We start from the raw sequence: 26028 nt of genomic DNA on the forward strand, positions 1-26028 counted from the left end.
TCATCTTTCCGAGAATGCAGTATCAACATAGTCCTTGGTAAAAGCCGCATAGCCGTTTGCCGTGACAGCCAGATGCGGTTTGATGAGGTCGTGCAATTCGGGCAGTTTGTAAAACGGCACAGACGGATAGCTATGATGTTCGGTGTGGTAGGGCATGTTCCACGCAAGAAAGCGCACAAGCCTGTTGGTGAAGGTCGTGCGCGTATTCTCGAACATGTTTGCGACCGTGGGGCATAGCCCGTGTTCTGCAAGCAAATAAAAGCGCAAAAACGGTTGGCCTAGCAGCATTGGCAAGAGCCAGACATAGACCAGAAGCATTGAGGCTTGCCAAAGGCTCAGTCCAAGCAGAATGCCGTAACCGAGCAGATACAACCGCGCTTCCTTTGTGATTTTGCCTCGCCGCGCTTGAGGAACGTAAGCATCGTGCTGTCGCCCGACCGCATTCTTGACAAGTGTTTTTGCGTGGCTGATCCAGACCGGAACACCTGATACGTGTCGAACATACTGCCCCCATGTTTCCGGCTTTGGCGCCTCAAGCTCGGGGTCTTTTCCCGGAATTTGCGTGAAACGGTGGTGCGCAAAATGGAAATACCGAAACCAGTTTGAGGGCAGGAACAACACGAAGCCACAGACGTGGCCAACCGCATCATTTATCCAACCACTGTCAAACGGCGTCTTGTGACTGGTTTCATGCAGCAGCGTGAACAGAAACACGAGGAGGATGCCAAGAACGGGCACGAGCACCTGCCAGAATGGCACCGCAAGATAGATAAGCGCCGCGCAAATCAAGATCGCGCCCCAATGCCCCGCCAAGTGTCGCAACCCTTTGCCATCACTGCGCACCAGCAAGGCCTCGCGCTGCGCGACGTCCAAGGAGGATAGAAATGCTTTATGATCCATTTTGGTGCCCCTTTTCTGCATGACTATAGAAAAACCCTTCATTTCAATAGCGCGAATAATTGACGATTACATAAGCTAAGCTTACCAATAAGCATGGCCGATACTCTTTCCTTGCGGGCCCTTCAGGCATTCGAAGCCGCTGCGCGCCTTGGTAGTTTTGCGCGCGCAGCAGAAGAGTTGGGCATTTCACCCGCGGCCGTCAGCCAGCTGATCCGGGGTCTGGAAGAGCAGACAGGGCGGCGGCTCTTTGATCGCGCAAAGCGAAGCATCCAACTCAACGAGGCCGGACGAGAGGCTTTGCCTAGGCTGACTGCGGCGTTTCAGGATATCCGCGAAACATCACAGATATTGCATCATCGTGTCGCACAATCCCGACTGGTTGTTTCTGTGCCTCCCTCCGTTGCGACAAGCTGGTTGCCCCGAAGATTGCCTGAGTTTTTGGTCAAGGAGCCCAATGTCAGCCTCAGAACCCGAGAAGACCATGGCCCGCTCGATCTGGAAGCAGAGCGGATCGATATACGATTGTCCTATGGCTCATTCCCCAATGAGGTCGCACGAATTGTTTCGGAAGTGTCGGATGATGTTGTGGCGGTGTGTACGAAAGCGTATTTTGACGATCACAACTGTGCCGCCGATCTTGGGTTCTTTTCCACGGCCCGTCTCATTGAAACCGATTGGGGCGGTGTCGCGGCATCGTTTCCGTCCTGGACAGAATTCCTTGGTGAACCCCCAAGCCGGCAGACACATATCGTTGCGTCATCACACGCAGCACTCTCAATGGCAAAAGCCGGTCTGGGCGTTGCTCTTGTGCAGAAACTGTATGCGGCAGAACCTTTGCGACGCGGAGACCTTGTTCTGGCGAGTCCGAAGCGTTTGGCAATGCCGCAAAGCTATTGCCTGTCAGTGCGGCAGGCCGTTTCAACACGGCCCATGGTCGTTCAATTTGCGACGTGGCTAACAGCCTGTCTGCAGGCAGACATAGCGGGCCACTAAGCCCTGCAACGAGCGAAACCGTCTGCTCTGAACAGGAATTCAACCTCGCTCAAGGGTCGTGCATGCAACGGCCTCTGCGGGATATGTAGCGCATCATTGCAATCGCTGATCGGATGGCTGCATAGGGGGCGGGGCGCAAGTTCCCCGTCACAGCATCAGGTCCGATTTCTGGGAAACGAAATGATCGATCAACCGACGGGTCAGCGCCTTTTGTGGGCCAATATCCGGCCAGACGGCGTAAATGCCAAGATCAGGTAGGCTCCAATCGGGCAGCACCCGAACCAAACGGCCCTGCGCTAGGTCATGTTCAATTTCTCCGAGCGGGAGGTGCCAGATACCAAGCCCCGCCAGCACTGCGGCCTTTGCGGAGGTCACTGTGGTGACCTCGATACGCACATTCGAGGGCTCAAACTGTATCGCCCCCCCGCCCTGTTCCAGCGTTATCACCGACGGAATTTGAGTGACTGAAATGAAGTCCTGCTTCGCGAGGTCATCGGGGGATCTGATCGGCGTACGAGCAGCCAAGTAGTCGGGTGAAGCAACCAGCCAGCGCTTGAAATCGGCAATGCGGCGGCTCTTCAGGCTACTGCTGCGCAGGGTGCCTAAGCGGACCGCCAAGTCAAACCCGCCTTTCACAAGATCGGCTGGCGTGTCGCTGCAATGAAGCGAGATCGCTACCATCGGATACAGCCGTGCAAACTCCCAAAGCGCGGCATGCAGGCGACCTTGTTCACCAAAGGCGGGCATTGCGACACGAAGCGACCCGACAGGTTCATCATTGCCAGCATTGATCGCATCAAGAGCTTCTTCGCCAGCGGTGACCATCCGACGGGCGGGATCAAGGGCGATCTGGCCTTCAGGCGTAAGCGACATCGAGCGCGTAGATCGAAAGAACAGCGTAACACCCTGACGCTCCTCCAAACGCGAAAGATGATGACTGATCACAGAGGTGGATAGCTTTAGCCGGCGTCCTGCCGCACTCAGGCTTCCTGTATCCGCAATCGCTACAAACACAGCGAGGCTGCGGTAATCATCAATCATCTTTCTAATTCCTGTAAGAATGTTTTCTTACATCATGGGATAATCAAAAAGGCAGCTTCTGTCTATTTCTGGGGTCAACAGAAGGAAGTCAGAAATGTTCACACGTACAGCCAACATCACAACCGACCGCGCAAGTACCTACCTGCAGCAACTCTGCAAACACTTCGCCCACAAGATCGAGGTGCAGTTTGACCCGCAATCAGGGCACATCGCATTCCCCTTCGGTCAGTGTGATCTGGTCGCTCAAGACGCCACGCTGACACTGACGGCAACGGCCAATAACCAAGCAGACCTGACAAAAACAACCCGCGTGATTGCCAGCCACCTCGAGCGGTTCGCATTTCGTGAAAATCCCGAAATCAATTGGCAGCCTCTAACCGCCGGCTGATCCCTCTCCAACAACCCAAAGCGACACTGGAGAACTCCATGAACATCAAAACATTCATCGCATCCGCCGTCATCGCAACTGCCGCAACAGGCGCATTCGCGGACAACAAAGACACCGTAACCGCATTCTACGACTTGCTCAGCAACCCCGGTCAGCAAGAACAAGTCGACGCTTTCGTCGCCGCAACATCCGCAGATTGGGTCAGCATCGGCGACTACTCCGGCAACGCCAAAACCCGCGATGCCTTCCTCGGGCAAGTCGGCGGTTTTGCCAAGCTGATGCCCGACCTGAACTGGGCCATTCAAGACATGCACCAAGACGGCGACACCGTGATCGTGCGCAGCCGTGCAACCGGCACCCCCGTCGCGCCGTTCTTTGGTATCGATGGCGAGGGCCGCAGCTTTGACATCATGACAATCGACATCCACGAGATGGAAGACGGCGTTATCACCCAAACCTACCACATTGAAGATTGGGCAGGCGCGTTGCAGCAGTTGGCTGGCAAATAAGCCAACCCAGCAAAAGCCCGGATAAATCCGAAGGGTGCGGGCCGATGTTGCGCCCGCATGCTTCATTCAAGGAGAGAGTTTATGACAATCGCAGTAACCGCCGTTTCCGGCCAGTTGGGCGGCGCAATCGCCCGCAATCTGATCAAAACCTACCCGCAAGAAACACTCATCGGCCTTGCCCGCACACCGGCCAATGCCAAGGGTCTCGGCACCGAAATCGGCATCGAAATACGCCCCGGCGATTACGGCAAGCCAGAGCAGTTGCATGCGTCTTTGGAAGGTGTCGACACCCTGTTGCTCGTCTCCGGAATGGATGCGCCAGACCTACGCATCGGCCAGCACCGCAATGTCATTGAGGCCGCGAAATCTGCAGGCGTGCAAAAGATCGTCTACACCAGCATCCAAGGCGTCGAAGAAGGCACCGCCTTTTCGGCTGTCGTGCAAAGCAACCGTCAAACCGAGGCCGATGTGCGCGCCTGCGGGCTGGACTACGCCATCGGGCGCAACGGCATCTATATTGAACCAGACGTCGAATACATCGAAAGCTACAAAGCCAGAGGCGAGATCGCCAACAGCGCAGGGAATGGCAAATGCGGCTACACGACACGTGCTGAACTGGCCCATGCCTATGCCTGCCTTCTGACCAGCGACACCTTCAACGGCCAGACCTTCAATCTTTATGGGCCACAGATCACCCAGACGCAGCTTGCGGCCTATCTGAACGGTGCATTCGGCACGACATTAACCTACCGCGAGATGACGCCGGAAGACTTCATCGCCGATCGCACCGCCGAACTCGGCGATTTCATCGGCCCGATCATCGGCGGCATCTATGAAGGTATCCGGCGTGGCATCTATGACGCGCCAAGCGACTTTGCAGCCGTGGCGGGCCGCCCCCACCAAAGCTGGGAGGACTATTTTCAATCGCTAAGCAGTTAAATGCGACGGAAACACCGGCGCTGTTCGTATGACCATAAAGCCAGTAAAAGCACGCTACGATTATGCGCAATAGCCGCAAACGTGTCACAGCGCCTTCGTCGAGACCAACCGGAGCCAAGCCCATGTCAGCACTGAAATCCTTCTTCAACAGCCCCTACACCTTTTGGGTGATCCTGAGTTTGCCCGCCATTCCCATGCTCGCCATGCTGACGTCGGGCGACCCGAAAGCCATCCATCAACTGCTACATCCGACAGGCGAATTCGCCGCGCGGTTCATGATCATCTCTATGATGATCACCCCGCTGATGATGCTGTTCAAGGGGGCAAGTTGGCCGCGTTGGATGATGAAACGCCGCCGCTATCTTGGTGTCGCGGCCTTTGGCTACGCGCTTGCGCACACGATCCTGTATCTGATTGACGAAAACATGGTGGCGTTTTCAGGCGGCGAGATTTCCAAATTCTATATCTGGACAGGCTGGGTCGCGTTTTTGGTGTTTATCCCGCTTGCGATCACATCAACTGACGGCTGGGTCAAATCCTTGGGAACCCGCTGGAAAAGCTTGCAACGGTTTGTCTATCTGGCCGCTGTAATGACGCTGCTGCACTGGGCGGCCTTACACGACTGGGGCGGCGTTGGTGCGGCATTGGTGCACTTCGGCCCCCTCGCCGCATTAGAGCTTTATCGCGTCGGATCAAACCTGCGACGCCAGCGGCTTCGGGCAGCCTGAGCAATTAAGGGCGGCGCAGGATTTTCAACGCCGCCCCCGTGTTTACCCTAGAAGCCCTCAAGAACCAGTTTGCCCTTGGCCCTGTTGCTTTCAAGAATAGCATGCGCCTGTTTCACCGTCGCCGCATCGATCTTGCCCAAAACCTCGGGTTTCCTTGCCCCACGCGTCACCCTGCGCATTGTTAGTACATTCGTTAACGCTCCGCTTGGCCGGATCGTATGCACGCATTATGCACTGGTTTATGCACTGCGGTATGCATAGCTTAGGCACGGCCCTTGCGAAAAAGCTTAACGCCTTAACCTGCCGGAACGCAGGCTTTACGCTCTGTTTACCGGGCCGCCCTCGACCAACAAAAAAAGCCCCACACGCTTAGCGCGCGGGGCCTTATCATTCTGCTAACCGGCTTGGGTCAAACTGCCTACTTCACAGTAATTCGCCCATCGGTGTAAGGCGTGTATGCCCCGTTTTTTGCCAGATACTCAGCCGTTACATCAGCCAGATCAGGGCCAAAGTCATAGGCATTTTCGGCATCACGGAACATCTTGTAACCGTCGCCCCCATTGCGGACATAATTGTTGGAAACCAGCTTGTAGACTTTTGCCATATCAAGCGGCGCACCGCCGACCATCACATCAGAAATGCGCGCTCCCGCGGGTTGGCTCGGGTCAACCGTGTAACTCATCCCGGCAACTTGAGCGAACCGTCCAGCAGTTTCTTCATACTGGCTCGCACCGTTTTCAAGTGCCGCCAGAACAGCCTCGCCAGTGACTTCAAAGGTCGACAACGTGTTCTGGAACGGCAGCACTGAAAGCACCTCGCCCATTGTCACCTCACCGGCGTCAATTGACGACCGTAGGCCCCCGCCGTTCTGAATGGCGATCTCGACGCCCTGGTCTTTCACCCGATCAAGCATCGCATCCGCAACCAGGTTGCCCATCGTGCATTCCTTGGAGCGGCAGGTCTCGCGATCTCCGCCGATCACTTCTGCCGCCTCGGCAACAACACGGCTCTTCATTTCTTCAATCGGGCCAGCAAGATCGGCAACGCGCGCCACGATTTCCGCATCTTCAGCAACAGAAGCATCAAGCAAGATCGTGTCGCCAGTCGCCGCCGTCACAACGCCTGCGTCATCGAATGTCAGCACAAGGTGCCCGACATACTTCGAGTAAGCATAGGCCTGCACAACCGGCACATTTCCAACCATCGTCGGATAGGCCATCGCCCCCTCTTCGGTGTTGGAAAACTTGGTATGCGAATGCCCGCCAACCACAGCGTCAAGACCGGCAACAGCCTCGGCAATCGCCATGTCCTTCTTCACGCCAACATGGTTGAGCGCGATGATCTTGGTCACACCCTCAGCTTCAAGCGCAGCAACATCGGCCTTCAGGCTTTCGATTTCGTCTTGAAAAACCACCGCCTCACCCGGTGATGATGTTTCAGCCGTGTCCGTCGCCAACGCCGAGATAATCGCAACCTTCTCGCCGCCGACTTCGAGCACGACATGGTTGGTCACCTTCCCTGCCAGCACGTTGGAGCGCGACACATCTATGTTCCCGGAGATCACCGGAAACGAAACACCGTCAACCAGTTTGGCAAGTCCCTCAGGCCCGTCATCAAACTCGTGGTTGCCAACGGCCATCACGTCAAAGCCGACTTTCTCCATCATCTCGATTTCGACATCGCCCTTGTATGTCGTGTACATCAGCGAGCCCTGATACTGGTCTCCCGCATCCATCACCAGCAAGTTCTCGCCGGCAAGCTCTTTGCGCAACTCGGCAATCTTCGTCGCCACCCGCGCAAAGCCGCCAAAGCACTTACCCTCGGCGTTGTCCTCGGCGTTGCAGGTTGAGTCATACTTGTTGACGGGTTCAATCCGGCTGTGCAGATCGTTGATATGAACAATGTGCAGCGTGTAATCCGCCGCCGCTGCGCCTGCGCTCAGTGCCAAAGCCGAGGCCGCGCCCAAAATACGAGCAAACATGTCGAATCTCCTGTGTTGGTTAAGGCATGATGGTGCAACTCTTCCCGCAGGAGGTCAAAAGCTTTATGAAGCCGCTTCTGGGCTTGACCCTTTACTGCCTTTGAGGGCATCAAACCCGCATGCTTATCCTCAAGATATTCCGCGCTGCCGAATGGGCCGCGCTCCGTGCTGAAGGCGAAAGCCAAGGTGCGCCGATAGATATAGCCGATGGCTATGTTCACTTTTCAACCCCCGAGCAAGCGCAAGAGACCGCCGCCAAGCACTTTGCCGGTGCCGATGATCTTATGTTGCTGGGGGTAGAGGCCGAGCCCCTAGGTGAAGCACTCAAATGGGAGGTCTCACGCGGCGACGCCCTCTTCCCGCATCTCTACCGCACTCTAAAACTCTCCGATGTCGCCTTCGCTTGGCCCCTGCCGCTTGTGCATGGCACACATGTCTTTCCGGAAGAGCTCGCAGGTTTTGTTGACCCGACCCGCGCCCAGTTTGAGGCCTTCAAAGCGCTGGATCGCGACACCCCCATCGAGATGCTTAACCTCGTGCGTCTACGTGACGCCGCCGCCTACCCCGAAGGCCACGCGCTGCATGGCAAAGACCTGACAGGCGCCGACGCCTACGCAAACTATGGCCGTGAAACCGGGCCGATTTTCCAGCGCAACAATGGCACAATCGTCTGGCGTGCGCGCTTTGAAGCCGTCCTCATGGGGCCAAGCAATGAGCACTGGGATCACATCTTTGTTGCGCGGTATCCGAATGCCAAAGCCTTTCTCGCGATGATCACAGACCCCGAATATCAGCGCGCCGTTGTGCACCGGCAATCCGCCGTGCTCACCTCACGCCTGATCCGCACCAAGCCCTCATCTGGCAAAAGCGAGTTCGGATGAATCTGCTCGAAAAACTGGCCCTTTTCGGCATGCACCGCATCGACCCCGAGCGCGCTCACGGCCTCGCGGTCAAAGCGCTCGCGTCGGGCCTCGTGCCCCTGCCCGGCTCAGTTACATCGCCCCGTTTGGCAACCGAAATCGCAGGCCTCAAGCTACCGAACCCCGTTGGCCTCGCCGCTGGTTTTGACAAAAACGCCGAGGTGCTTGCGCCGCTGTCACGCGCGGGTTTCGGCTTTGTCGAAGTTGGCGCAGTCACCCCCCGCGCTCAAGACGGCAACCCCAAGCCGCGGCTCTTTCGCCTGAAAGAAGACGCCGCCGTGATCAACCGCTTCGGCTTTAACAACAAGGGCATGCAAGCGGCCGCAACGCGGCTCGCCCAGCGACCGAAAGACGCCGTTATCGGCCTCAACCTCGGAGCCAACAAAGACAGCAACAACCGCGCCGACGACTTCGCCAAAGTGCTTGCCCATTGCGGCGATCACCTTGATTTTGCGACAGTCAACGTCTCCTCTCCCAACACCGAAAAGCTGCGCGACTTGCAAGGCGCCGAAGCCCTCGCCGCGTTGCTATCCGGCGTCATGCAAGCCAACGCCGCCCTCACAAAACCGCTGCCGATCTTCCTCAAAATCGCGCCAGACCTGACCGATGCCGAGATCACCGAGATCGGCGATGTCGCCCTCGCAGCGGGGCTTAGTGCAGTGATCGCAACCAATACAACTCTCTCTCGCGAAGGCCTGACAGGTGCTGACAAAGCAGAGGCAGGCGGCCTCTCAGGCGCGCCCTTGTTTGAGTCCTCGACACGCGTGCTCGCCAAGCTCTCAAAGTCCACCCAAGGTAAAATCCCACTTATCGGTGTCGGCGGCATCGCAACGCCCGAGCAGGCCTACGCCAAAATCCGTGCAGGGGCCTCGGCGGTGCAGTTTTACTCCGCACTCGTCTATCACGGCATGAGCCTTGTGCCGCAAATCGCCCGCGGGCTTGATGACCTCCTCAAACAAGACGGTTTCAGCAATGTTTCCGAGGCCGTCGGAACCGAAAGGGACACTTGGCTATGATCACCATTTGGCACAATCCTCGCTGCTCGAAGTCGCGGCAAACACTGGCTTTGCTGGAAGAGCACGGCCACACACCAGAGGTGCGAACCTACCTCACAGACGCCCCTTCCGAGGCCGAATTGCGCAGTGTTGCCAAGGCGCTCGGCCTTGCGCCAATCAAAATGATGCGCACAGGCGAAGCCGAGTTCAAAGCCGAGGGTCTGACCAAAGACAGCCCAGACGACACGCTCTTTGCCGCCATGGCCCGCGTGCCGAAACTCATCGAGCGGCCCGTCGTATTGGCCAACAACAAAGCAGCACTTGGCCGCCCGCCCGAAAGCGTGCTCGACATTCTCTAAGCGACACTGCGCTCCAACGCAGGATAGCGCAGCCACAGCGTCAGCCCGCGCGCCACAAACGAGATATGCAGCGCCAGCCAAAGCCCGTGGTTTTCAAACACGGGCATCAACAGCCAAGCCATGACGGCGTAGATCACAAATGAAACCGCCATCATGTTGCGCATATCCGCCGAGCGCGTTGCGCCGATAAAAATGCCGTCGAGCTGCGAGTATGCGACAACCATCACGGGGGCAGCAACCAGCCACGGCAGGTAGCGTCGCGCCTCCTGCTGCACGTCCGGCGCCTTTGATATCAAGTCAATGATCATCGGCCCGAACAACCAGAACACCAGCGCCATAGCAAAGCCAAAGCCCAGCGCCCAAAGACTGGTGAGCTTTGAAGCCGCGCGCACCTGAGCCACTGCGCGCTTTCCGTAGGCCTGCCCGACAAGCGCCTCGGCGGCAAAGGCAAACCCGTCAAGCGCGTAACCTGCGATGTGCAAAAATTGCAGCAGCACCTGGTTTGCGGCCAGCGTCACAGTGCCAAAGCGCCCGCCGACCAACAGGAACGACACGAAGATGCCTTGCAACAACAGCGAGCGGATCAAGATATCAGTGTTCACCACCGCCATGCGTTTGAGCTTCTCGCGGTCAAACACCCGTGCCCAATCGTTCCAAGCGGGGCTAAGGAAAGCCTCACGACAAGCCCAGAGGCCAACACCAAAACCCGCCCATTCGGCGACAAACGTGGCCCAAGCCACCCCCGCAACGCCAAGCGACATGCCGATCACAAACAGCAAATCAAGGCTCACATTGACACCGTTTGTCACCAGTTGAATGACCAGCACAGCCTTGGTGCGCTCCTGCGCAATAAGCCAGCCGGAAATGCCGTAGCTGGCAATCGCTGCAGGGGCAGACCAGATCCTGATCTGCATATAGGTGCGCGCCATGCCTTCAACTTCGGGGCTGGCTGGCGAGGCTGCGAAAGCGCCCCAAAACAGCAGCGGCTTGATCAGAATAAACACAACGCCGCCCGCAAGCCCGATCATCAAAGCCCGCGTTAGCAAAGCCGCGACTTCACCCGTCTCCCCCCGCCCTGCGGCTTGGCTGGTGAGGCCGGTTGTGCCCATACGTAAAAAGCCGAACACCCAGTAAATTGCCGACAAGATAATCGCGCCAACTCCCACCGCTGCGATAGGTGCAGCATCGGGTATTTGCCCGACAACAGCGGTATCGACAGCCCCCAACAATGGCACCGTCACATTGGCCAGCAAAATGGGGATAGCGATCGTCAGAACCCGCCGGTGCGTTAGCTCAATCATCACTGTCAGGCTTGCGCTGTGGCATCAAGAAATGCCCCGTCGCCTGCGCAAAACTGCGCTGCCGGTTGTCTTGCCAGGCTTCGACATGCACGCTCGCATAGCGTCTGCCCGAGCGGTTCACCTTGGCCCTCGCATAGGCGTCTCGCGGCAGGCCCGAGCGCAGGTAATCAACCGTGAAGTCGATGGTCTTTGGCAAGCGGGGCAAATGTCCGGAGATGATTTCGTCGGCATCAAGTTCGCCCCGTTCCATCTCGTCCCAAAGCACCGCCCAGCCGAGGCCGATCACTGCCGCGACCTCAAGAAAGCCGCTGATCGCGCCACCGTGAATCGCAGGCAGCATCGGGTTGCCGATCAGCTTGTCATCATAAGGTAAAATCGCGGTCAGCTCATCGCCGCGCCGGTCAAACTCGATGCCGAGAAAGTTGATGTAAGGCACGCCATGCACCAATGCAGCAAGCACAGCATCGCGGCGTTGTTTGATAACCTGAACAGGCTCGGGCCGTTTACGCGCCATGTTATTGCTCCACCGTAAAAGCGCCGGTTGCCACGGCGACAGGGTTGTCAACATCATCATCAACAGCCGTCACCCGCACAAAGGCGACCGAGCGGGTGATGTGGTAGCACTCTGCGCGCGCAACAATCGTCTGCTGCGGGGTCGCCGCGCGCATGTAGTCAATGCGCAGGTCAATCGTTGCAGTGCCAGCGGGCGAACGCGGATGGCTCATTGTTGCGGCCCCCCCGCATGTGTCCATTAAAGCCGAAATCGCCCCGCCATGCAGCACGCCGGTCTCAGGGTCACCAACCAGCTTTGCATCGTAGGGCATCTCGCCCACAGCAACCCCATCACCGATGTCTGTCAACCGCATGCCAAGCTCGCGACAATGCGGAAGCGCGGCCACAAACTGCTTCGCAAATTTGACCTTATCCATTGGTGTCATCTCCTGCATATCGGCTCTAATTGCACGCATACTTCCACGCTCCGTGAAGGCCTGCAAGCGCTGGCTGAATAATCCCAAAACAACTCATGCCTTGATCTTGTGTCTGCTGCACTCGCGCCATAAGTTAGCACCAAGGAGAACGACCGTGACAGAACAACGCCTCACCTTCAAGGATATGTGCGCCAAGTTTGATGTAACGCCGCGCACCCTGCGCTACTACGAATACATCGAGCTGTTGCAACCCACCCGTGAGGGGCGCGCACGGTTTTATAGCCCCCGTGAAATTGCCCGCATGACACTTATTTTACGTGGTCGCCGTTGGGGGTTCTCACTTGAAGGCATCCGCCAGTTTCTCATGCTCTACGAAGAGCAAGGCACCGAAGCGCAACTTCAAACCTGGGTTGATTCTGCTGAAAGGCAGCTCAAAGAGCTTGAAAGACAACGCGCCGAACTTGATGAGGCCATCGCCGAGCTCACTCAGAACCGTGAAGAAACGCTGCGCGCCCTGCAATCCAAAAGGTGACGCAACGTACTCCTTACGTTAACGTCAACTTTTGCTTGAAACGAGACCAACCCTGAGTATCTAAGGTGCATCACCAAGTTGCACACGACGGACAGGGAGACGTTCAGTGATTGATTCTGATGAAACCATGACAATCCGCCAAATGTGTGAGGCTTTTGACGTAACACCTCGCACCCTACGGTTTTACGAAGCCAAAGAGCTTCTCTTCCCTATTCGCGAAGGCCAAAAGCGCCTGTTCACCAAGCGCGACCGTGCCCGCCTCAAGCTAATTCTGCGCGGCAAACGCTTCGGCTTCAGCCTTGAAGAGATCCGCCAACTGCTGGAGCTCTACTATGTCGGTGACCAACAGCAAACGCAGCTTCAGGCAACCTATGGCATCGCACAGGAGCGCCTGAACGATATGGAATCGCAGCGCGACGAACTCAACGAAGCGATCACCGATTTCAAAACCCAGCTTGACTGGCTCGGCAAGGTTATCGCGTCAAACGCCGATTTGCCCGCCGCCGCCGAATAACCCAATCACTCACGCCAAAACCCGGAGACATTCACAATGCCCAGCTACACAGCCCCCACAAAAGACCTGCAATTCGTTCTGCACGATGTTCTCAAAACGAGTGAATCTTCGATTCCAGGGTATTCCGATCTTGATCGTGACTTCACAGCCGCGGTGCTGGAAGAAGCCGGCAAGATCACCAGCGAAGTGCTCGCACCGCTGAACGTGGTTGGCGACAAAGAGGGCTGCACGCTCGAAAATGGTGTTGTGCGCGTGCCTACAGGTTTCAAGGAAGCGTTTGATCAAGTGCGTGAAGGCGGCTGGACAGGGCTTGATATGCCTGAAGAGTTCGGCGGCCAAAACATGCCCTACGTCCTCGGCACGGCAGTGGGCGAGATGTTCTCGGCCTCAAACCAAGCCTTCACCATGTATCAAGGTCTCACCCACGGCGCGGCCTCGGCTATCTTGGCGCACGGCACGCAAGAACAAAAGGAAACCTACCTTCCAAACATGGTGTCTTGCGAGTGGACAGGCACCATGAACCTGACAGAACCACACTGCGGCACAGACTTGGGCATGATGCGCACCAAGGCTGAGCCACAGGATGACGGTAGCTACAAAGTCTCCGGTCAGAAGATCTTTATCTCGGCAGGCGAGCACGAGATGTCAGACAACATCATTCACCTCGTTCTGGCAAAAATCCCCGGCGGGCCCGAAGGCATCAAAGGCGTTTCGCTCTTTATCGTGCCCAAGTTTATCGTCAACGACGACGGCACAGTCGGCGCGCGCAACGGCGTCTCGTGTGGTGCTATTGAAGAGAAAATGGGCATCCACGGCAACTCGACCTGCGTGATGAACTACGACGAAGCCACAGGCTATCTACTCGGCGACATGCACAAAGGTATGCGCGCCATGTTCACGATGATGAACGAAGCCCGCATCGGTGTTGGCATGCAGGGCCTCTCGGCCGCAGACGCGGCCTACCAAAACGCAGTGATCTACGCCAACGACCGCCTGCAAGGCCGTGCGGTTACCGGCGCTGAAAACCCAGAAGGCCCAGCCGATCCGCTGATCGTGCATCCTGATATCCGCCGCTCGTTGATGGACCAGAAAAGCTTCATCGAGGCCGCGCGCGCCTTTATCCTCTGGAGTTCGCAGCTGATCGACCAAGCCCACCGCGCCGAAGACGCCGACGCTGACGGCCTCATCTCGTTGATGACACCGGTTGTGAAAGGGTTCCTCACTGACGAGGGCTACGACATGACCGTTAAGGCCCAGCAAATCTTCGGTGGCCACGGCTACATTGAAGAGCACGGCATGAGCCAGTTCACCCGCGACGCGCGCATCGCGATGATCTACGAAGGTGCTAACGGCGTTCAGGCGCTTGATCTTGTCGGCCGTAAACTGGCGCAAGATGGCGGCAAACACGTCATGGCCTTCTTCGCCCTGGTCAAAGATTTCTGCTCTGAGAACAAAGATGTGGAAGGCATGGAAGACTTTGTCGAGCCGTTGAAAGTAGCGTCAAAGCATTTGCAAACCGCTGGCATGTTCTTCATGCAAAACGGCATGAAAGACCCGAACGCAGCTCTGTCTGGCTCAAACGACTTTATGCATATGATGGGTCATGTCTGCCTCGGCCTGATGTGGGGTCGCATGGCCAAAGCCTCGCTGGAAGCGCTGGCAAATGGCACCTCTGACGCGGCGTTCCACGAGACAAAGCTGGCAACGGGGCGCTACTATATGGCACGCCGCCTGCCCGCGACCGCGATGCACCTTGCGCGCATCGAGACGGGCGCAGAAACTGTCATGGCGCTCGCCGCCGACCAGTTCTAAGCCACCAAGAAAAGGAGCCCCGCCCCGATGCCAAAACGCTTCCGCCTCACCCGCCGTTTTCCCTGTGCCATGACAGAAGACGGCTACCGACGGCTCAAGCGTTTTGCGACAGAGGCCGGGCTCGACGAAGGTGAAGCGCTCTCGTTTCTGTTTGAAAACTTCGAGAGCGTCACCAACCAAGAAAACCTGACAGCCCGCCTGCGGCTGTTCAATTCAGAGCTCGACGCGCGCAAACGTTAGTTTTTTTCTGGGGAGGAAAAGCCAATGACATCAAGCTGGATGACAGACGAGCACCAAATGCTCGCAGACATGACGGCAAAGTTCATCACTGATGAATGGTCGCCTCGCTTTGAGAAATGGCGCAAGCAAGGCCAGATGGACCGCACGGCATGGAACGAAGCTGGCGAGCTTGGCCTGCTGTGCCCGTCCATCCCCGAAGAATACGGCGGCCACGGCGGCGATTTTGGCCATGAGGCCGTGGTGATGATGGAACACCCCCGCGCCAACCTCGCCTCTTGGGGTAATCCGATCCATTCAGGCATCGTCGCACATTACATCCTCAACTGCGGCACCGAAGAGCAAAAGCAGCGCTGGTTGCCCAAGATGGTCACCGGCGAGACCGTTGGCGCATTGGCAATGACCGAGCCGTCAACAGGCTCTGACGTGCAAGCGATCAAAACCCGCGCCGTCCGCGACGGCAATGCCTACCGCCTTACGGGCCAAAAGACGTTTATCTCAAACGGCCAGCACGCCGAGCTGATCATCGTCGCGGCCAAAACCGACCCGTCGCTTGGCTCCAAAGGTGTCTCGCTGGTGGTTGTCGAAACCGACAAAGCGCAGGGTTTCGCGCGTGGCCGCAACCTCGAAAAAGTCGGCATGCACGCCGCCGACACCTCAGAGCTGTTCTTTGACAATGTCGAAATTCCGCCGGAAAACATCCTTGGCGGAGTCGAGGGCAAAGGCTTCTATCAGATGATGCAGCAGCTCCCACAAGAACGCCTGATCATCGGCTGTGGCGCGGTCGGCGCCATGCAAGGCGCCATCGAGCGCACCATCGCCTATTGCAACGAGCGTGAGGCCTTCGGCGGCCCGATCATGCAATTTCAGAACACTCGCTTCAAACTTGCCGAATGCAAAACCAAACTTACAGTTTCTCGCGCCTTCCTTGATGAGTGCATCTCCGAGCACATGCGCGGCGAACTCACCGTCGAAAAAGCGGCGATGTGCAAGTACTGGCTGACAGAAACGCAAGGCGAAGTGCTTGATGAATGTGTGCAACTGCACGGTGGTTATGGGTTTATGCAAGAATACGCCGTCGCCGAAATGTGGGCCGACGCCCGTGTTCAGCGCATCTACGGCGGCACCAACGAAATTATGAAGGAGTTGATCTCAAGGTCACTCTAAATCCGCAACGACAACAATAATCCTCGCCCCTGGAAGCCTCCGGCGGGGATACTTTCACCAAGAAAAAGAGCCAGAAACCGGCAACTCTTTTTCTTGGTAGAAATATCCCACGGGGGTGTGGGGGTGTGAAACCCCCACCGCCGACCTAAAAGAAAGGAACTATGATATGACACTCAAACTCCACTGTTTCGGCGAGTCTGGAAATGCTTACAAAGCCGCCCTTGCACTTGAGCTCTCCGGCCTTGACTGGGAGCCTGTCTATGTCGACTTTTTCGGCGGCGAAGCCCGCTCGCAGGAATACCGCGCCAAAAACATCATGGGCGAAGTGCCAATGCTTGAAGACGGCGACATCCGCCTCTGTCAATCCGGTGTGATCCAGCAATACGTCACCGACAAATCAGGCAAACTCGGCGGCGCGCCAAGTGATAAATACGAAGTGCTGCGTTGGGTACTATGGGACAACCACAAGAACTCGTCACAAACCGGCATCACTCGGTTTCTGCTCAACTTCCTGCCAGAAGACAAACGCCCGCAAGAAGCTATCAACTTCCTGCAAGGCCGCCTTAAAGCGGTTTACGCAACGCTTGATGCACATCTTGAGGGCCGCGACTGGCTCGTCGGTGATGCGATCACCAACGCCGACATCGCCAACTGTGGCTACCTGTTTTACCCGGAGCCCTTCGGCTTTGAGCGCAAAGAATGGGCCAATATCGACCGTTGGCTCACCAACATTCAACAAACACCGGGGTGGAAAGCCCCATACGACCTGATGCCCGGCAGCCCCGCTGACCGCGCTTAAGACAACACCGGATAGGAGAAAACCATGACCGAAGCTTATATCTATGACGCCGTGCGCACGCCGCGTGGCAAGGGCCGCAAAGACGGCTCACTGCACGAAGTTTCAGCCGCGCGCCTTTCGGCTGTGGCTCTTAACGCCTTGAAGGAACGCAACGACCTGCAGGGTCACGCCGTTGAAGACGTAATCTGGGGCAACGTCACCCAAGTTGCCGAGCAAGGCGCATGCCTCGCGCGCACAGCCGTGCTTGCCTCTGATCTTGACGAAAGCATCCCCGGCCTGTCCATCAACCGCTTCTGCGCCTCTGGGCTTGAGGCCGTCAACGTCGCCGCAAACCAAGTGCGCGGCGGAGCAGGCAACGCCTATATCGCTGGCGGCGTTGAGTCCATGAGCCGCACCCCGATGGGCTCTGACGGTGGCGCAATCGCCGTTGATCCATCAATCGCGATCGACCACTACTTTGTGCCACAAGGCATCTCGGCCGACATCATCGCCACAAAATATGGCTTCACTCGCGACCAAGCCGACGCCATGGCCGTTGAAAGCCAGCGCCGCGCAAAAGCCGCATGGGATGCGGGGCACTTCAACCGCTCGGTCGTTCCGGTGAACGACGTGAATGGCTTGCCTATCTTGGCCTATGACGAGTTCATGCGTCCGCAGACTGACATGCAAAGCCTCGGCGCTCTTAAGCCTTCGTTCCAGCAGATGGGCGAAGTCATGCCCGGCTTTGATAAGATCGCTATGCTCAAATACCCGGAGCTTGAGCGCATCAACCACATTCACCATGCGGGCAACTCCTCGGGCATCGTTGATGGCGCAGCCGCGGTTTTGATCGGCAATAAAGAGTTCGGCGAGCAAATGGGCATCAAGCCCCGCGCCCGCATCCGCGCCACAGCCAAGATCGGCACCGACCCGACCATCATGCTCACAGGCCCAGTGCCCGTGACCGAGAAAATCATGCGCGACAGCGGCATGAGCATCAGCGACATCGACCTGTTTGAAGTCAACGAAGCCTTCGCCTCGGTTGTTATGCGTTTTGAACAGGCGTTTGATGTCGACCACGACAAAGTCAACGTCAACGGCGGCTCAATGGCGATGGGCCACCCCCTCGGCGCGACCGGCGCGATGATCCTCGGCACGCTGATGGACGAGCTCGAACGCTCCGACAAAGAGCTTGGCCTCGCCACGCTTTGCATCGGCTCAGGTATGGGCGCCGCTACCATTCTCGAACGGGTGTAACTTTGGCGTACTCACACCCCATCGGCGATGCTCACCCGTTTCCGCTGGTCTATGCTCTGGCTCAGGCCAAGGGCTATGATCAGCTGGAACTCGTGACAATGCACGACGGGGCGCTGATGCGGCTGTTTTGCAAAAAGCCATCTGTTGTCTTCCGGCTGGAAGGCGATCCGGGCAGCGCAATCGACCGTCAGCGTTTTGACTATGCAAAGCATATCAAAGTGAACGCCAAAACACCTGCAGAAATATTGGCTGTCATTCAAAAGGCGATCGCCGCCGAAACGACAGCCCCCTAACAACCCAAAACGGGAGATGAAAACATGACTGATTTTACCATGACCAAAGATGCCGAAGGCATCGCCACAATCGTCTGGGACACCGTTGGCAAATCCATGAATGTGATGAGCATTCAGGGCTTCGCCGATCTTGACGCCCACATCGACGACGCCCTCGCGGATGATGCTGTCAAAGGCGTGATCATCACGTCAGGCAAGAAAGGCAGCTTCGCCGGCGGGATGGACCTCAACGCCATCGCCAAGATGAAGGCCGACGCAGGCGACGAGCCCGCAAAGGGCCTGTTTGATGGCACCATGCAAATGCACTCGGTGCTGCGCAAAATCGAGCGCGCCGGTATGGATGCCAAGACCAACAAAGGTGGCAAGCCGATTGCTTCTGTGCTTCCGGGCACAGCGCTTGGAATTGGCTATGAGTTGCCTCTGTCAACGCACCGCATCTTTGCCGCCAACAACCCGAAAGCCAAAATCGGCTTCCCTGAAATCATGGTCGGCATCTTCCCCGGCGCGGGTGGCACAACCCGGCTCACACGTATGCTCGGCGCAATGGCGGCTTCGCCCTTCCTCTTGCAAGGCAAGATGGTCAGCCCCGACAAAGCCAAGGCTGCGGGCCTCATCCATGAAGTGTCAGATGATCCAATGGCCGACGCGCGCGCGTGGGTTCTCTCCGAGCCCAAGATCGTTAAGCCATGGGATGAGAAAGGCTACAAAATGCCCGGCGGTACGCCGTTTCACCCTGCTGGCTTCATGACATTCATGGGCGCCGCAACAATGGTTCACGCCCAGACACAAGGCGCGTTTCCTGCGGCCAAAGCCCTGCTCTCGGCTGTCTACGAAGGCGCGCTTGTGCCGTTTGACACCGCGATCAAGATCGAAGCACGCTGGTTCACCAACATCCTGATGAACCCGAGCTCGGAAGCAATGATCCGCTCGCTCTTCATCAACAAAGAAGCGCTGGAAAAAGGCGCCGTGCGTCCCGCTGGTGTGCCGGACCAAACCGTCAAAAAGCTCGGCGTTTTGGGCGCGGGTATGATGGGCGCAGGCATCGCGCTGGTCTCGGCTCAAGCTGGTATCGAAGTGGTGCTGATCGACCGTGACCAAGCCGCCGCCGACAAGGGCAAAGCCTATGCAGCCACCTACATGGACAAAGGCATCGCCCGCAAAAAAGCAACGGAAGAGAAGAAGGAAGCGCTTCTCTCGCTGATCACCGCCACGCCTGATCTCGACGCGCTCAAGGGCTGCGACTTGATCATCGAGGCCGTGTTTGAAGACGTAGGCGTCAAGGCCGAGATGACCAAAAAAGTCGAAGCGATCATCCCGGAAGATTGCATCTTTGCCTCGAACACCTCGACGCTTCCGATCACCGAGCTGGCTAAAGCCTCAAAGCGCGACGATCAGTTCATCGGCATCCACTTCTTCTCGCCCGTCGAGAAAATGCTGCTGGTCGAGATCATCAAAGGCAAGCAAACAGGTGACCGCGCCGTGGCCAAGGCGCTCGACTACGTGCGCCAGATCCGCAAAACGCCGATCGTTGTGAACGATGCACGCTTCTTCTACTGCAACCGCTGCATCATTCCATACGTCAACGAAGGTGCGCGCATGCTCACCGAAGGTGTCGCACCAGCCCTGATCGACAACGCAGCACGCCAGCTTGGCTTCCCTGTCGGGCCCATCCAGTTGACGGATGAAACCTCGATCGACCTTGGCGCAAAAATCGCACGTGCGACTAAGCTTGCGATGGGCGACGACTACCCCGATAGCCCAGCTGATGATCTGATCTTCTACCTCGAAGCAGAGGGCCGTATGGGCCGCAAGGCAAATGCTGGCTTCTTCAACTATGACGAAAAAGGCAAACGCCTCGGCTACTGGGAAGGTCTCAACGAGAAACACCCATTGCTCGAAGAACAGCCAGACCTCATCGAAGTGCAAGAGCGCCTGATGTTTAGCCAGGTTCTTGAAGCCGTTCGCGCGCTTGAAGAAGGTGTGCTGGAAGACATCCGCGAAGGCGATGTAGGCGCAATCTTGGCTTGGGGCTTCGCGCCTTGGTCAGGTGGTCCGCTCTCATGGCTCGACATCATTGGCACGCCTTACGCTGCCGAGCGCACCGCCGAGCTGGCCGCAAAGTATGGCGAGCGTTTCGCCACACCAGCCCTGCTCAAGGAAATGGCCGACAAGAACCAGACTTTCTATGGTCGCTTCTCAAAAGACGAGGAAGCCGCAGCCTAAGCTGCACTTCACGATCTTAAAAGCTGAAAGGGTGCGCTGGAAACAACGCACCCTTTCTTCTGGTTCCGGCATGGTGCACCCCACATGTTGCCCAAAAGGGCGGGGATTAGACATGCATAGCCCACCAAACCAGGCCAGAGCTCAGGCTCTGCCAACGGTTTTCACTTTGGATTGATGCTGGTGCTCAGGCCGGGCCGCGTCGGGCAAGGGGGGCTCTCTCTTCACCCCTTGCCGCGCGGGCCTGTCCTGTCCAGAAACAGTTCGATAACTGTCATCCCCAAGTGCAAAATCGCTGGCAGACGATCTCTTGCAATACCCTACTTTTGCCTAGGATATGCGCAAAAGGTTGGGCGCATTTGTGGTAAGTTTTAGGCATCATTGATGAAAAGCGAACAATCCCGTCAAATTGTGTCAACTGGTGCCAAGCCACCATGCAATCCTTCAGGCAACTTCCAAAACGCCCATCTCAACCAGTTGGCTCGCCTTGGTCTCAGCCAACATGTTGTAGCCAACCGTTTCTGGTTTTTCCGCCGTGGCGCGTTCAAGTAAATCGCCGCCCGCACTGCAAAACAGCAGCGTTCCGTGGTCACCGAAAACAACCTGCTCGCTTCTAAACTCGAGCGTAATCACTTCAATTGGGTCTGCCGGATACATCCGCTCGATACCGTGCAGCCCTTCAAGCGCCGCCGCAGGAAGCAGCGCAAACGGATCACCGTATAGCGCCTCCGCGATGTCGCTCTCCAGCATCACGCCTTGACGGCCGAGAAGCATGATCGGGCTAGAGTTTTCAAGCACTCCGGTCGGCACCAGCAACGGCCAGAACTGCACAGGGCAAGCCTCTTCGCCGCTCCAAAGCTGGCGGCGCGTGACGCCCTCCAGCGGTTGTAGCCCGTTGTCAAATGTCAGCACCATGTCGCCAGCTTGCAAGCTCGCGGCATCTCGCCAGCCAATCGCCGTTCCGATCTTGGTGCCCGCAGTGATACCAGTCAGAACACCTGTTGCCTCTACGGTTTGTGCTCCAGAAAAAGCCCCTGAAGGCTCAGAAACTCTAAAAGTTTTTTGGCGACCAGCGCCTTTCCATCCAAACATTTGTCTTCCCCAGACTGTGAATTAGCAGCTTTTTTTGCGGTCACTGGCAGGTGACCTTTTTGCGTTATGCAACCAGAAGGGGTGATTCTCGTGTGGGTTATGGGGCTGACTTTGGGCAATTTGAGGGCATTGTCGCCACAATAAAAACAATGATAGCGCATCATTGTGAATTGTCATCAAACTTGCGGCAAACCTGCCTTAATTCTCGAACCCGTAGTTAAAACGCGCGAGATCAGCGGCACAAATGGTCTCGACACGTTCCCGCGACGCCTGCGAATAGTAAGCCCGATAGTCGTCCTCTCGCGGGCTCGCGTTTATCCGAGGCAGGACGAGTTCAAAGCCCAGATGCTCCCAAAGCGGTGCAGCGTCTTCCTCAAAATGCTCCAACCTGATGTAGAGCGCCTCGCGCCCGGCCCCTGCCCCGTCGCGCATATAGCTCTCGTAGGGCATGGTTTGCATCGCATGTCCGATACCCTGATCCTGCAAGAACGCATCGAACTCCAAAGCCTTGGCAGTCCGCACTGCGGGGTGCTCAAACCTCTGCTCCCGCAGCCAGTGATAGTAACTCACCAGCCGGTCAAACGGGTTGCGCACCAGCGTAAACGCCAGCATCTGAGCGATATCTTCTCGGCTCACCACCCCCTCGATGTCAGCCAGTGTCGAATGCTTCCAAAGTCGGCCAGCAGCGCGCACATCTTTAAGCTTGCGCCGCCGTTTCAACGCCTTGGGCGTGTCCCCCAGCATCATGTCGTCTCGCATCGCCCGCTCTTCCAAAGCCAGTGCCAGCGAGGTGCCGCCTGTTTTAGGAATATGGACAAAAATATAGTTACGGCCGGGCGAAATGATCATGCCTGAACGCTACTGCGCACGTGAGCGAAGCGCAATCACCGAGCCCGCCGCAATGATCAACCCGACGCCAATGATCTGACCAAAGCTCAGGTTCTGCCCGAACCAATACCAGGCAAACAACGGCCCGAAGATCATCACCGAGTATTCAAACACCGCGACGTAGGACGCCTCGCCAAGTTGATAGCCCTTAGTGAGGCAAAACACCCCCGCGATCGAGCCGAGCACATGCCCGACCACAAGCCAGCCCATCTCGCCCATCGGCCACACAAAGCCACGTGTCACAAACGCCAGCGGCCCTTGCTGCTCCTCAATGCCCAGCGCGGCAATCACCAGCAGGCCGACAATGCCAAGCACCCCCTGCATGCCCATCGTGCCAGCCAGCAAGGTATAGGTGCTCTCGCCATCACACATCCTACGGGTGATAATCGCGCTCATCGCATATAAAAAGCCGCCGATCACCGGCACGATCACCAACGGGCTAAAAGCGCTCGGGCTGACTTGCAACACAATCAACGTGCCAACAAATCCAACCAGAACCGCACCAATGCGGTAAATCCCGATCGGTTCTTTCAGCACCAGCGCCGTCACCGCCACAACAATGATCGGCGAGGTGAACAACCCCGCCAACGACTGCGCAATCGGCAGGAACGCGAGAGAGCTAAAGTAAAACAGCATAGCCGAGGCAAAGAACGTGCTGCGCATCAGCACAGCCCCCCAGCGCTGCGGTAAAAACCGTGCACCAGCCAGCTGTGCCATCGCAAAAATGACCGGAATCGAAATACAGACTCGCACAAAGTAAAGCTGCCAGATGCTGATCTTTTGCGCGATCACCGCAACAAAGTTGTCGATCACGCCCAATATCATCATCGCCGCCAATATCCAAAGCGCCGCCGCTACGGGTTTTGTGTCACTCACTTCGGCTTGCCCCCAAATGTCGTTGCCGGTCTTCCCAAACCGCATCGCATGAGTTTAATCTGTCCTGAAACCGACTGAAAGCTCGGAATATAGGGAGGATCATCATGGGTTGGCTCAGAGACGAAACAGGTCTGGACAAAAACGCAGCAAACTTTGTGCCGTTGACGCCTTTGTCACACCTTGCGCGTGCTGCAAAAATTTACCCCGATCAGCTCGCCGTGGCCTATGGCAGCCAGCACCGCAAAACATACGCCGAGTATCACGCCCGCGTTTCGCAGCTTGCCTCGGCACTCGCAAATGCCGGCATCAAATCCGGCGATGTGGTTACAACCCTGCTGCCAAACCTCCCCGCACAGGTCGAGGCGCATTTTGGCGTGCCTGCCTGTGGCGCTGTGATCAATGCCGTCAACACCCGCCTTGATGTCGGCACCATCACCTACATTCTGGAGCATAGCGAAGCCAAGCTGGTGCTGGTTGATACCGAGTTCCTGCCCATGCTGGAAACCGCCATAGCCGCAATGAAAACGCCAGCACCGACCATCATCGAGGTGCCAGACCCTTCAGCAAATCACCCCGCCTCAAACCGCCACACCACCTATGAGGATTTCCTTTCTGGCGGCGATGCGGGTTTTGCTTGGACAATGCCTGAAGACGAATGGGAAAGCCTCGCGCTGAATTACACGTCCGGCACCACAGGCCAGCCCAAAGGCGTCGTCTGTCACCATCGCGGAGCCTACCTTATGACAATGGGCACTGTCGTCAGCTGGCAACTCGCCCTGCGCCCGAAATACCTCACCATCGTGCCGCTGTTTCACTGCAACGGCTGGAACCACAGCTGGCTGATGCCCCTGCTTGGCGGCACAATCATCTGCTGCCGTGACATCACCGCGCGCAACATCTACAACGCCATCGCTGACGAGGGCGTCACCCATTTTGGCGGCGCGCCCATCGTGCTGAACACTCTGATCAACGCGCCCGAAGGCGAACGCCGCAGCTTTGATCACACCGTGCAGGTCTTCACTGCCGGTGCCCCGCCCCCCGCGGCAACCTTGGCAGGGATCGAACCGCTCGGCTTCAACGTTACGCAGGTCTATGGCCTCACCGAAACATACGGCCACGTCACCGAATGCCTGTGGGATCCCGCATGGGACAACCACCCGGATGAGGCGCGCTACGCCACCAAAGCCCTCACTGGTGTTGCAATGCCAATGATGGAAGGCGCAACGGTTCACGACCCCGAAACACTCGAACCCGCGCCCCATGATGGCAAAACCCAAGGCGAAATCATGCTGCGCGGCAATTCAGTGATGAAAGGTTACCTCAAGAACCCCGAAGCAACGCAAGAAGCCTTCAAAGGCGGTTTCTTTCATTCCGGTGATCTCGCAGTGCAACACCCCAACAGCTACCTGCAAATCAAAGACCGCTCCAAAGACATCATCATCTCCGGTGGCGAAAACATCAGCTCTGTTGAGGTCGAAGGCGCGCTCGCCCGGCACCCCGCGGTGTCACTCTGCGCTGTGGTGGCACGCCCCGACGACAAATGGGGCGAAGTCCCCTGCGCCTTTGTTGAACTGAAAGACGGGGCGACAGCGACTGAGGCAGAACTCATCGCCCACGCCCGCAGCTTCTTGGCCGGTTTCAAAAGCCCTAAGCACATAGTCTTTCAAGAGTTGCCTAAAACCTCGACAGGCAAAGTCCAGAAGTTTGAGCTGCGCAGTATCGCCTCTAAACTCTGAAAGCTGCACCTAGGTCTGCGCACAGTCGCCGCCGTCAAAGCCGGCCAAAGCCGGCCTAAGCGCCAAGCAGGCCTATGCACACCTCGCTGGACACAACCTTGCAGTAGCTCGCCGCCAGCGGCGCCATGATCGACGCATGCACCATCTCCGCAGGGGCGCTCACACCGTCGAACGCCACATTCGCCGCCGCGCAGGCGTCATGGGCGACGCTGATTTCAAAGCCGAGGTCAACGGCCGCGCGCGCACTGGCGTCAACGCACATCTGGCTCATCGCACCACAGATGATCAGCCGGGAAACACCCGCCTTTCGCAGGATGCTCTCAAGCTCGGTGCCGACAAAACTGTTGGGGCGCGCCTTTTCAACAACCGTCTCGTTTGCCAAGGGCGCAACGCTATCATGCAGCTCCGCGCCCGCTGTATCTGGGTGAAAGAACGGCGCGGCATTTGACGCCATCACATGTTTCACATGCACAACAAAAACGCCATTTTCTCGCGCCGCGCTCAGCAAAGCCGCGGCCTTATCGCTTGCAGCGTCCATCGCGGGCAAAGGCATTTTGCTGCCTTCAAAGCTCGGGAAATAGTCGTTCTGGATATCAATCAAAATCAACGCTTGTTTGGTCATGTCGCCCTCATGTCTCTAGGT

Annotated in this window: 28 protein-coding genes and 1 pseudogene; 19 read left to right on the forward strand and 10 right to left on the reverse strand. The window is 57.3% G+C overall.

Translation table 11 applies throughout. The annotated features are described in order from the left end of the window. The gene (locus KO498_RS14545; protein ID WP_215960656.1) at nt 1-900 is read right to left on the reverse strand and encodes a fatty acid desaturase; all 900 of its coding nucleotides are present in this window, start codon (nt 898-900) and stop codon (nt 1-3) included. Between the two features lie 93 nt (nt 901-993). Here KO498_RS14545 and KO498_RS14550 point away from each other — a divergent pair, with 93 nt between their 5' ends. After that, nucleotides 994-1893 (forward strand): LysR family transcriptional regulator, encoded by a 900-nt coding sequence (locus tag KO498_RS14550; protein ID WP_215960657.1) that lies wholly within the window; start codon nt 994-996, stop codon nt 1891-1893. A 147-nt stretch (nt 1894-2040) separates the two neighbouring features. Here the strand turns inward: KO498_RS14550 and KO498_RS14555 are convergent, their stop codons facing one another. Further along, on the reverse strand, nt 2041-2934 hold the full coding sequence (locus KO498_RS14555; protein ID WP_215960658.1) for a LysR family transcriptional regulator: 894 nt from the start codon (nt 2932-2934) through the stop codon (nt 2041-2043). Nucleotides 2935-3028: 94 nt separating this feature from the next. Between KO498_RS14555 and KO498_RS14560 the strand changes: the two genes are divergently transcribed. From KO498_RS14560 to KO498_RS14575, 4 genes are all read left to right on the forward strand, one after another. Further along, nucleotides 3029-3322 carry a DUF2218 domain-containing protein gene (locus KO498_RS14560; protein ID WP_215960659.1) on the forward strand — a complete coding sequence of 98 codons (294 nt, stop codon included), beginning with the start codon at nt 3029-3031 and terminating at the stop codon, nt 3320-3322. A 38-nt stretch (nt 3323-3360) separates the two neighbouring features. Beyond that, entirely contained in the window at nt 3361-3831 is a 471-nt protein-coding gene (locus KO498_RS14565; protein ID WP_215960660.1) for an ester cyclase, read from the forward strand. An 81-nt stretch (nt 3832-3912) separates the two neighbouring features. Further along, on the forward strand, nt 3913-4770 hold the full coding sequence (locus KO498_RS14570; protein WP_215960661.1) for an SDR family oxidoreductase: 858 nt from the start codon (nt 3913-3915) through the stop codon (nt 4768-4770). A gap of 122 nt (nt 4771-4892) precedes the next feature. Further along, nucleotides 4893-5498 carry a sulfite oxidase heme-binding subunit YedZ gene (locus KO498_RS14575; RefSeq protein WP_252731463.1) on the forward strand — a complete coding sequence of 202 codons (606 nt, stop codon included), beginning with the start codon at nt 4893-4895 and terminating at the stop codon, nt 5496-5498. A 418-nt stretch (nt 5499-5916) separates the two neighbouring features. Here KO498_RS14575 and KO498_RS14580 read toward each other — a convergent pair whose 3' ends face one another. Then, nucleotides 5917-7479 (reverse strand): bifunctional metallophosphatase/5'-nucleotidase, encoded by a 1563-nt coding sequence (locus KO498_RS14580; RefSeq protein ID WP_215960662.1) that lies wholly within the window; start codon nt 7477-7479, stop codon nt 5917-5919. 119 nt (nt 7480-7598) lie between these two features. On the opposite strand from KO498_RS14580, the pseudogene KO498_RS18250 reads away from it, so the two are divergent. The 4 genes and pseudogenes from KO498_RS18250 to arsC form a co-directional block, all read left to right on the forward strand. Further along, nucleotides 7599-7931, forward strand: a pseudogene (locus KO498_RS18250) (DUF952 domain-containing protein); the annotation flags it as partial. A 72-nt stretch (nt 7932-8003) separates the two neighbouring features. Next, nucleotides 8004-8360 carry a DUF1330 domain-containing protein gene (locus KO498_RS18255; protein ID WP_354667670.1) on the forward strand — a complete coding sequence of 119 codons (357 nt, stop codon included), beginning with the start codon at nt 8004-8006 and terminating at the stop codon, nt 8358-8360. Further along, nucleotides 8357-9415 carry a quinone-dependent dihydroorotate dehydrogenase gene (locus tag KO498_RS14590; protein ID WP_215960664.1) on the forward strand — a complete coding sequence of 353 codons (1059 nt, stop codon included), beginning with the start codon at nt 8357-8359 and terminating at the stop codon, nt 9413-9415. The genes KO498_RS18255 and KO498_RS14590 overlap by 4 nt, the downstream gene beginning before the upstream one ends. Then, complete coding sequence (gene arsC, locus KO498_RS14595) at nt 9412-9753, forward strand: arsenate reductase (glutaredoxin) (RefSeq protein ID WP_215960665.1); 342 nt, start codon at nt 9412-9414, stop codon at nt 9751-9753. Before KO498_RS14590 ends, arsC begins: the two co-directional genes overlap by 4 nt. Here the strand turns inward: arsC and KO498_RS14600 are convergent. Genes KO498_RS14600 through KO498_RS14610 form a run of 3 tightly spaced genes read right to left on the reverse strand, consistent with a single transcriptional unit; the run spans nt 9750 to nt 11983 of the window. After that, a complete protein-coding gene (locus KO498_RS14600) occupies nt 9750-11054 on the reverse strand; it encodes an MATE family efflux transporter (RefSeq protein WP_215960666.1) in 1305 nt (434 codons plus the stop codon). The genes arsC and KO498_RS14600 overlap by 4 nt on opposite strands. Then, nucleotides 11047-11568, reverse strand: coding sequence for a PaaI family thioesterase (locus KO498_RS14605; protein ID WP_215960667.1), 522 nt, complete (start codon nt 11566-11568; stop codon nt 11047-11049). Before KO498_RS14605 ends, KO498_RS14600 begins: the two co-directional genes overlap by 8 nt. A 1-nt stretch (nt 11569) precedes the next feature. Next, on the reverse strand, nt 11570-11983 hold the full coding sequence (locus KO498_RS14610; RefSeq protein WP_436835942.1) for a PaaI family thioesterase: 414 nt from the start codon (nt 11981-11983) through the stop codon (nt 11570-11572). Between the two features lie 154 nt (nt 11984-12137). Here KO498_RS14610 and KO498_RS14615 point away from each other — a divergent pair, with 154 nt between their 5' ends. The 9 genes from KO498_RS14615 to KO498_RS14655 all read left to right on the forward strand — a co-directional run bounded on the left by KO498_RS14615 (nt 12138) and on the right by KO498_RS14655 (nt 20796). After that, nucleotides 12138-12515, forward strand: coding sequence for a MerR family transcriptional regulator (locus KO498_RS14615; RefSeq protein ID WP_215960668.1), 378 nt, complete (start codon nt 12138-12140; stop codon nt 12513-12515). 127 nt (nt 12516-12642) lie between these two features. Further along, entirely contained in the window at nt 12643-13029 is a 387-nt protein-coding gene (locus KO498_RS14620) for a MerR family transcriptional regulator (RefSeq protein WP_215960794.1), read from the forward strand. 36 nt (nt 13030-13065) lie between these two features. Then, complete coding sequence (locus KO498_RS14625) at nt 13066-14841, forward strand: acyl-CoA dehydrogenase C-terminal domain-containing protein (protein WP_215960669.1); 1776 nt, start codon at nt 13066-13068, stop codon at nt 14839-14841. Between the two features lie 27 nt (nt 14842-14868). Next, nucleotides 14869-15081: a hypothetical protein gene (locus tag KO498_RS14630; protein ID WP_215960670.1), complete on the forward strand. Its 213-nt coding sequence runs from the start codon at nt 14869-14871 to the stop codon at nt 15079-15081. A gap of 24 nt (nt 15082-15105) precedes the next feature. Then, nucleotides 15106-16245: an acyl-CoA dehydrogenase family protein gene (locus KO498_RS14635; RefSeq protein WP_215960671.1), complete on the forward strand. Its 1140-nt coding sequence runs from the start codon at nt 15106-15108 to the stop codon at nt 16243-16245. Nucleotides 16246-16411: 166 nt separating this feature from the next. Next, nucleotides 16412-17044, forward strand: coding sequence for a glutathione S-transferase family protein (locus KO498_RS14640; RefSeq protein WP_215960672.1), 633 nt, complete (start codon nt 16412-16414; stop codon nt 17042-17044). Between the two features lie 24 nt (nt 17045-17068). Beyond that, the gene (locus KO498_RS14645) at nt 17069-18280 is read left to right on the forward strand and encodes an acetyl-CoA C-acetyltransferase (protein WP_215960673.1); all 1212 of its coding nucleotides are present in this window, start codon (nt 17069-17071) and stop codon (nt 18278-18280) included. Nucleotides 18281-18282: 2 nt separating this feature from the next. Continuing rightward, entirely contained in the window at nt 18283-18573 is a 291-nt protein-coding gene (locus tag KO498_RS18470; protein ID WP_252731464.1) for a hypothetical protein, read from the forward strand. Between the two features lie 24 nt (nt 18574-18597). Then, on the forward strand, nt 18598-20796 hold the full coding sequence (locus tag KO498_RS14655) for a 3-hydroxyacyl-CoA dehydrogenase NAD-binding domain-containing protein (RefSeq protein ID WP_215960674.1): 2199 nt from the start codon (nt 18598-18600) through the stop codon (nt 20794-20796). A 441-nt stretch (nt 20797-21237) separates the two neighbouring features. Here KO498_RS14655 and KO498_RS14660 read toward each other — a convergent pair whose 3' ends face one another. The 3 genes from KO498_RS14660 to KO498_RS14670 all read right to left on the reverse strand — a co-directional run bounded on the left by KO498_RS14660 (nt 21238) and on the right by KO498_RS14670 (nt 23694). Then, on the reverse strand, nt 21238-21885 hold the full coding sequence (locus KO498_RS14660) for a Hint domain-containing protein (protein ID WP_215960675.1): 648 nt from the start codon (nt 21883-21885) through the stop codon (nt 21238-21240). Between the two features lie 198 nt (nt 21886-22083). Then, nucleotides 22084-22734, reverse strand: coding sequence for a sulfotransferase family 2 domain-containing protein (locus KO498_RS14665; RefSeq protein ID WP_215960676.1), 651 nt, complete (start codon nt 22732-22734; stop codon nt 22084-22086). A 9-nt stretch (nt 22735-22743) separates the two neighbouring features. Next, a complete protein-coding gene (locus KO498_RS14670) occupies nt 22744-23694 on the reverse strand; it encodes a DMT family transporter (protein ID WP_215960677.1) in 951 nt (316 codons plus the stop codon). A 59-nt stretch (nt 23695-23753) separates the two neighbouring features. Here KO498_RS14670 and KO498_RS14675 point away from each other — a divergent pair, with 59 nt between their 5' ends. Beyond that, a complete protein-coding gene (locus KO498_RS14675; protein ID WP_215960678.1) occupies nt 23754-25385 on the forward strand; it encodes an AMP-binding protein in 1632 nt (543 codons plus the stop codon). Between the two features lie 55 nt (nt 25386-25440). Here KO498_RS14675 and KO498_RS14680 read toward each other — a convergent pair whose 3' ends face one another. Continuing rightward, nucleotides 25441-26007, reverse strand: a complete 567-nt coding sequence (locus KO498_RS14680) for a cysteine hydrolase family protein (protein ID WP_215960679.1) — start codon at nt 26005-26007, stop codon at nt 25441-25443. Between the last annotated feature and the right edge of the window lie 21 nt (nt 26008-26028).

Origin of the sequence: Lentibacter algarum (assembly GCF_018860975.1) — a bacterium.
GTDB classification, from domain to species: domain Bacteria; phylum Pseudomonadota; class Alphaproteobacteria; order Rhodobacterales; family Rhodobacteraceae; genus Lentibacter; species Lentibacter algarum_A.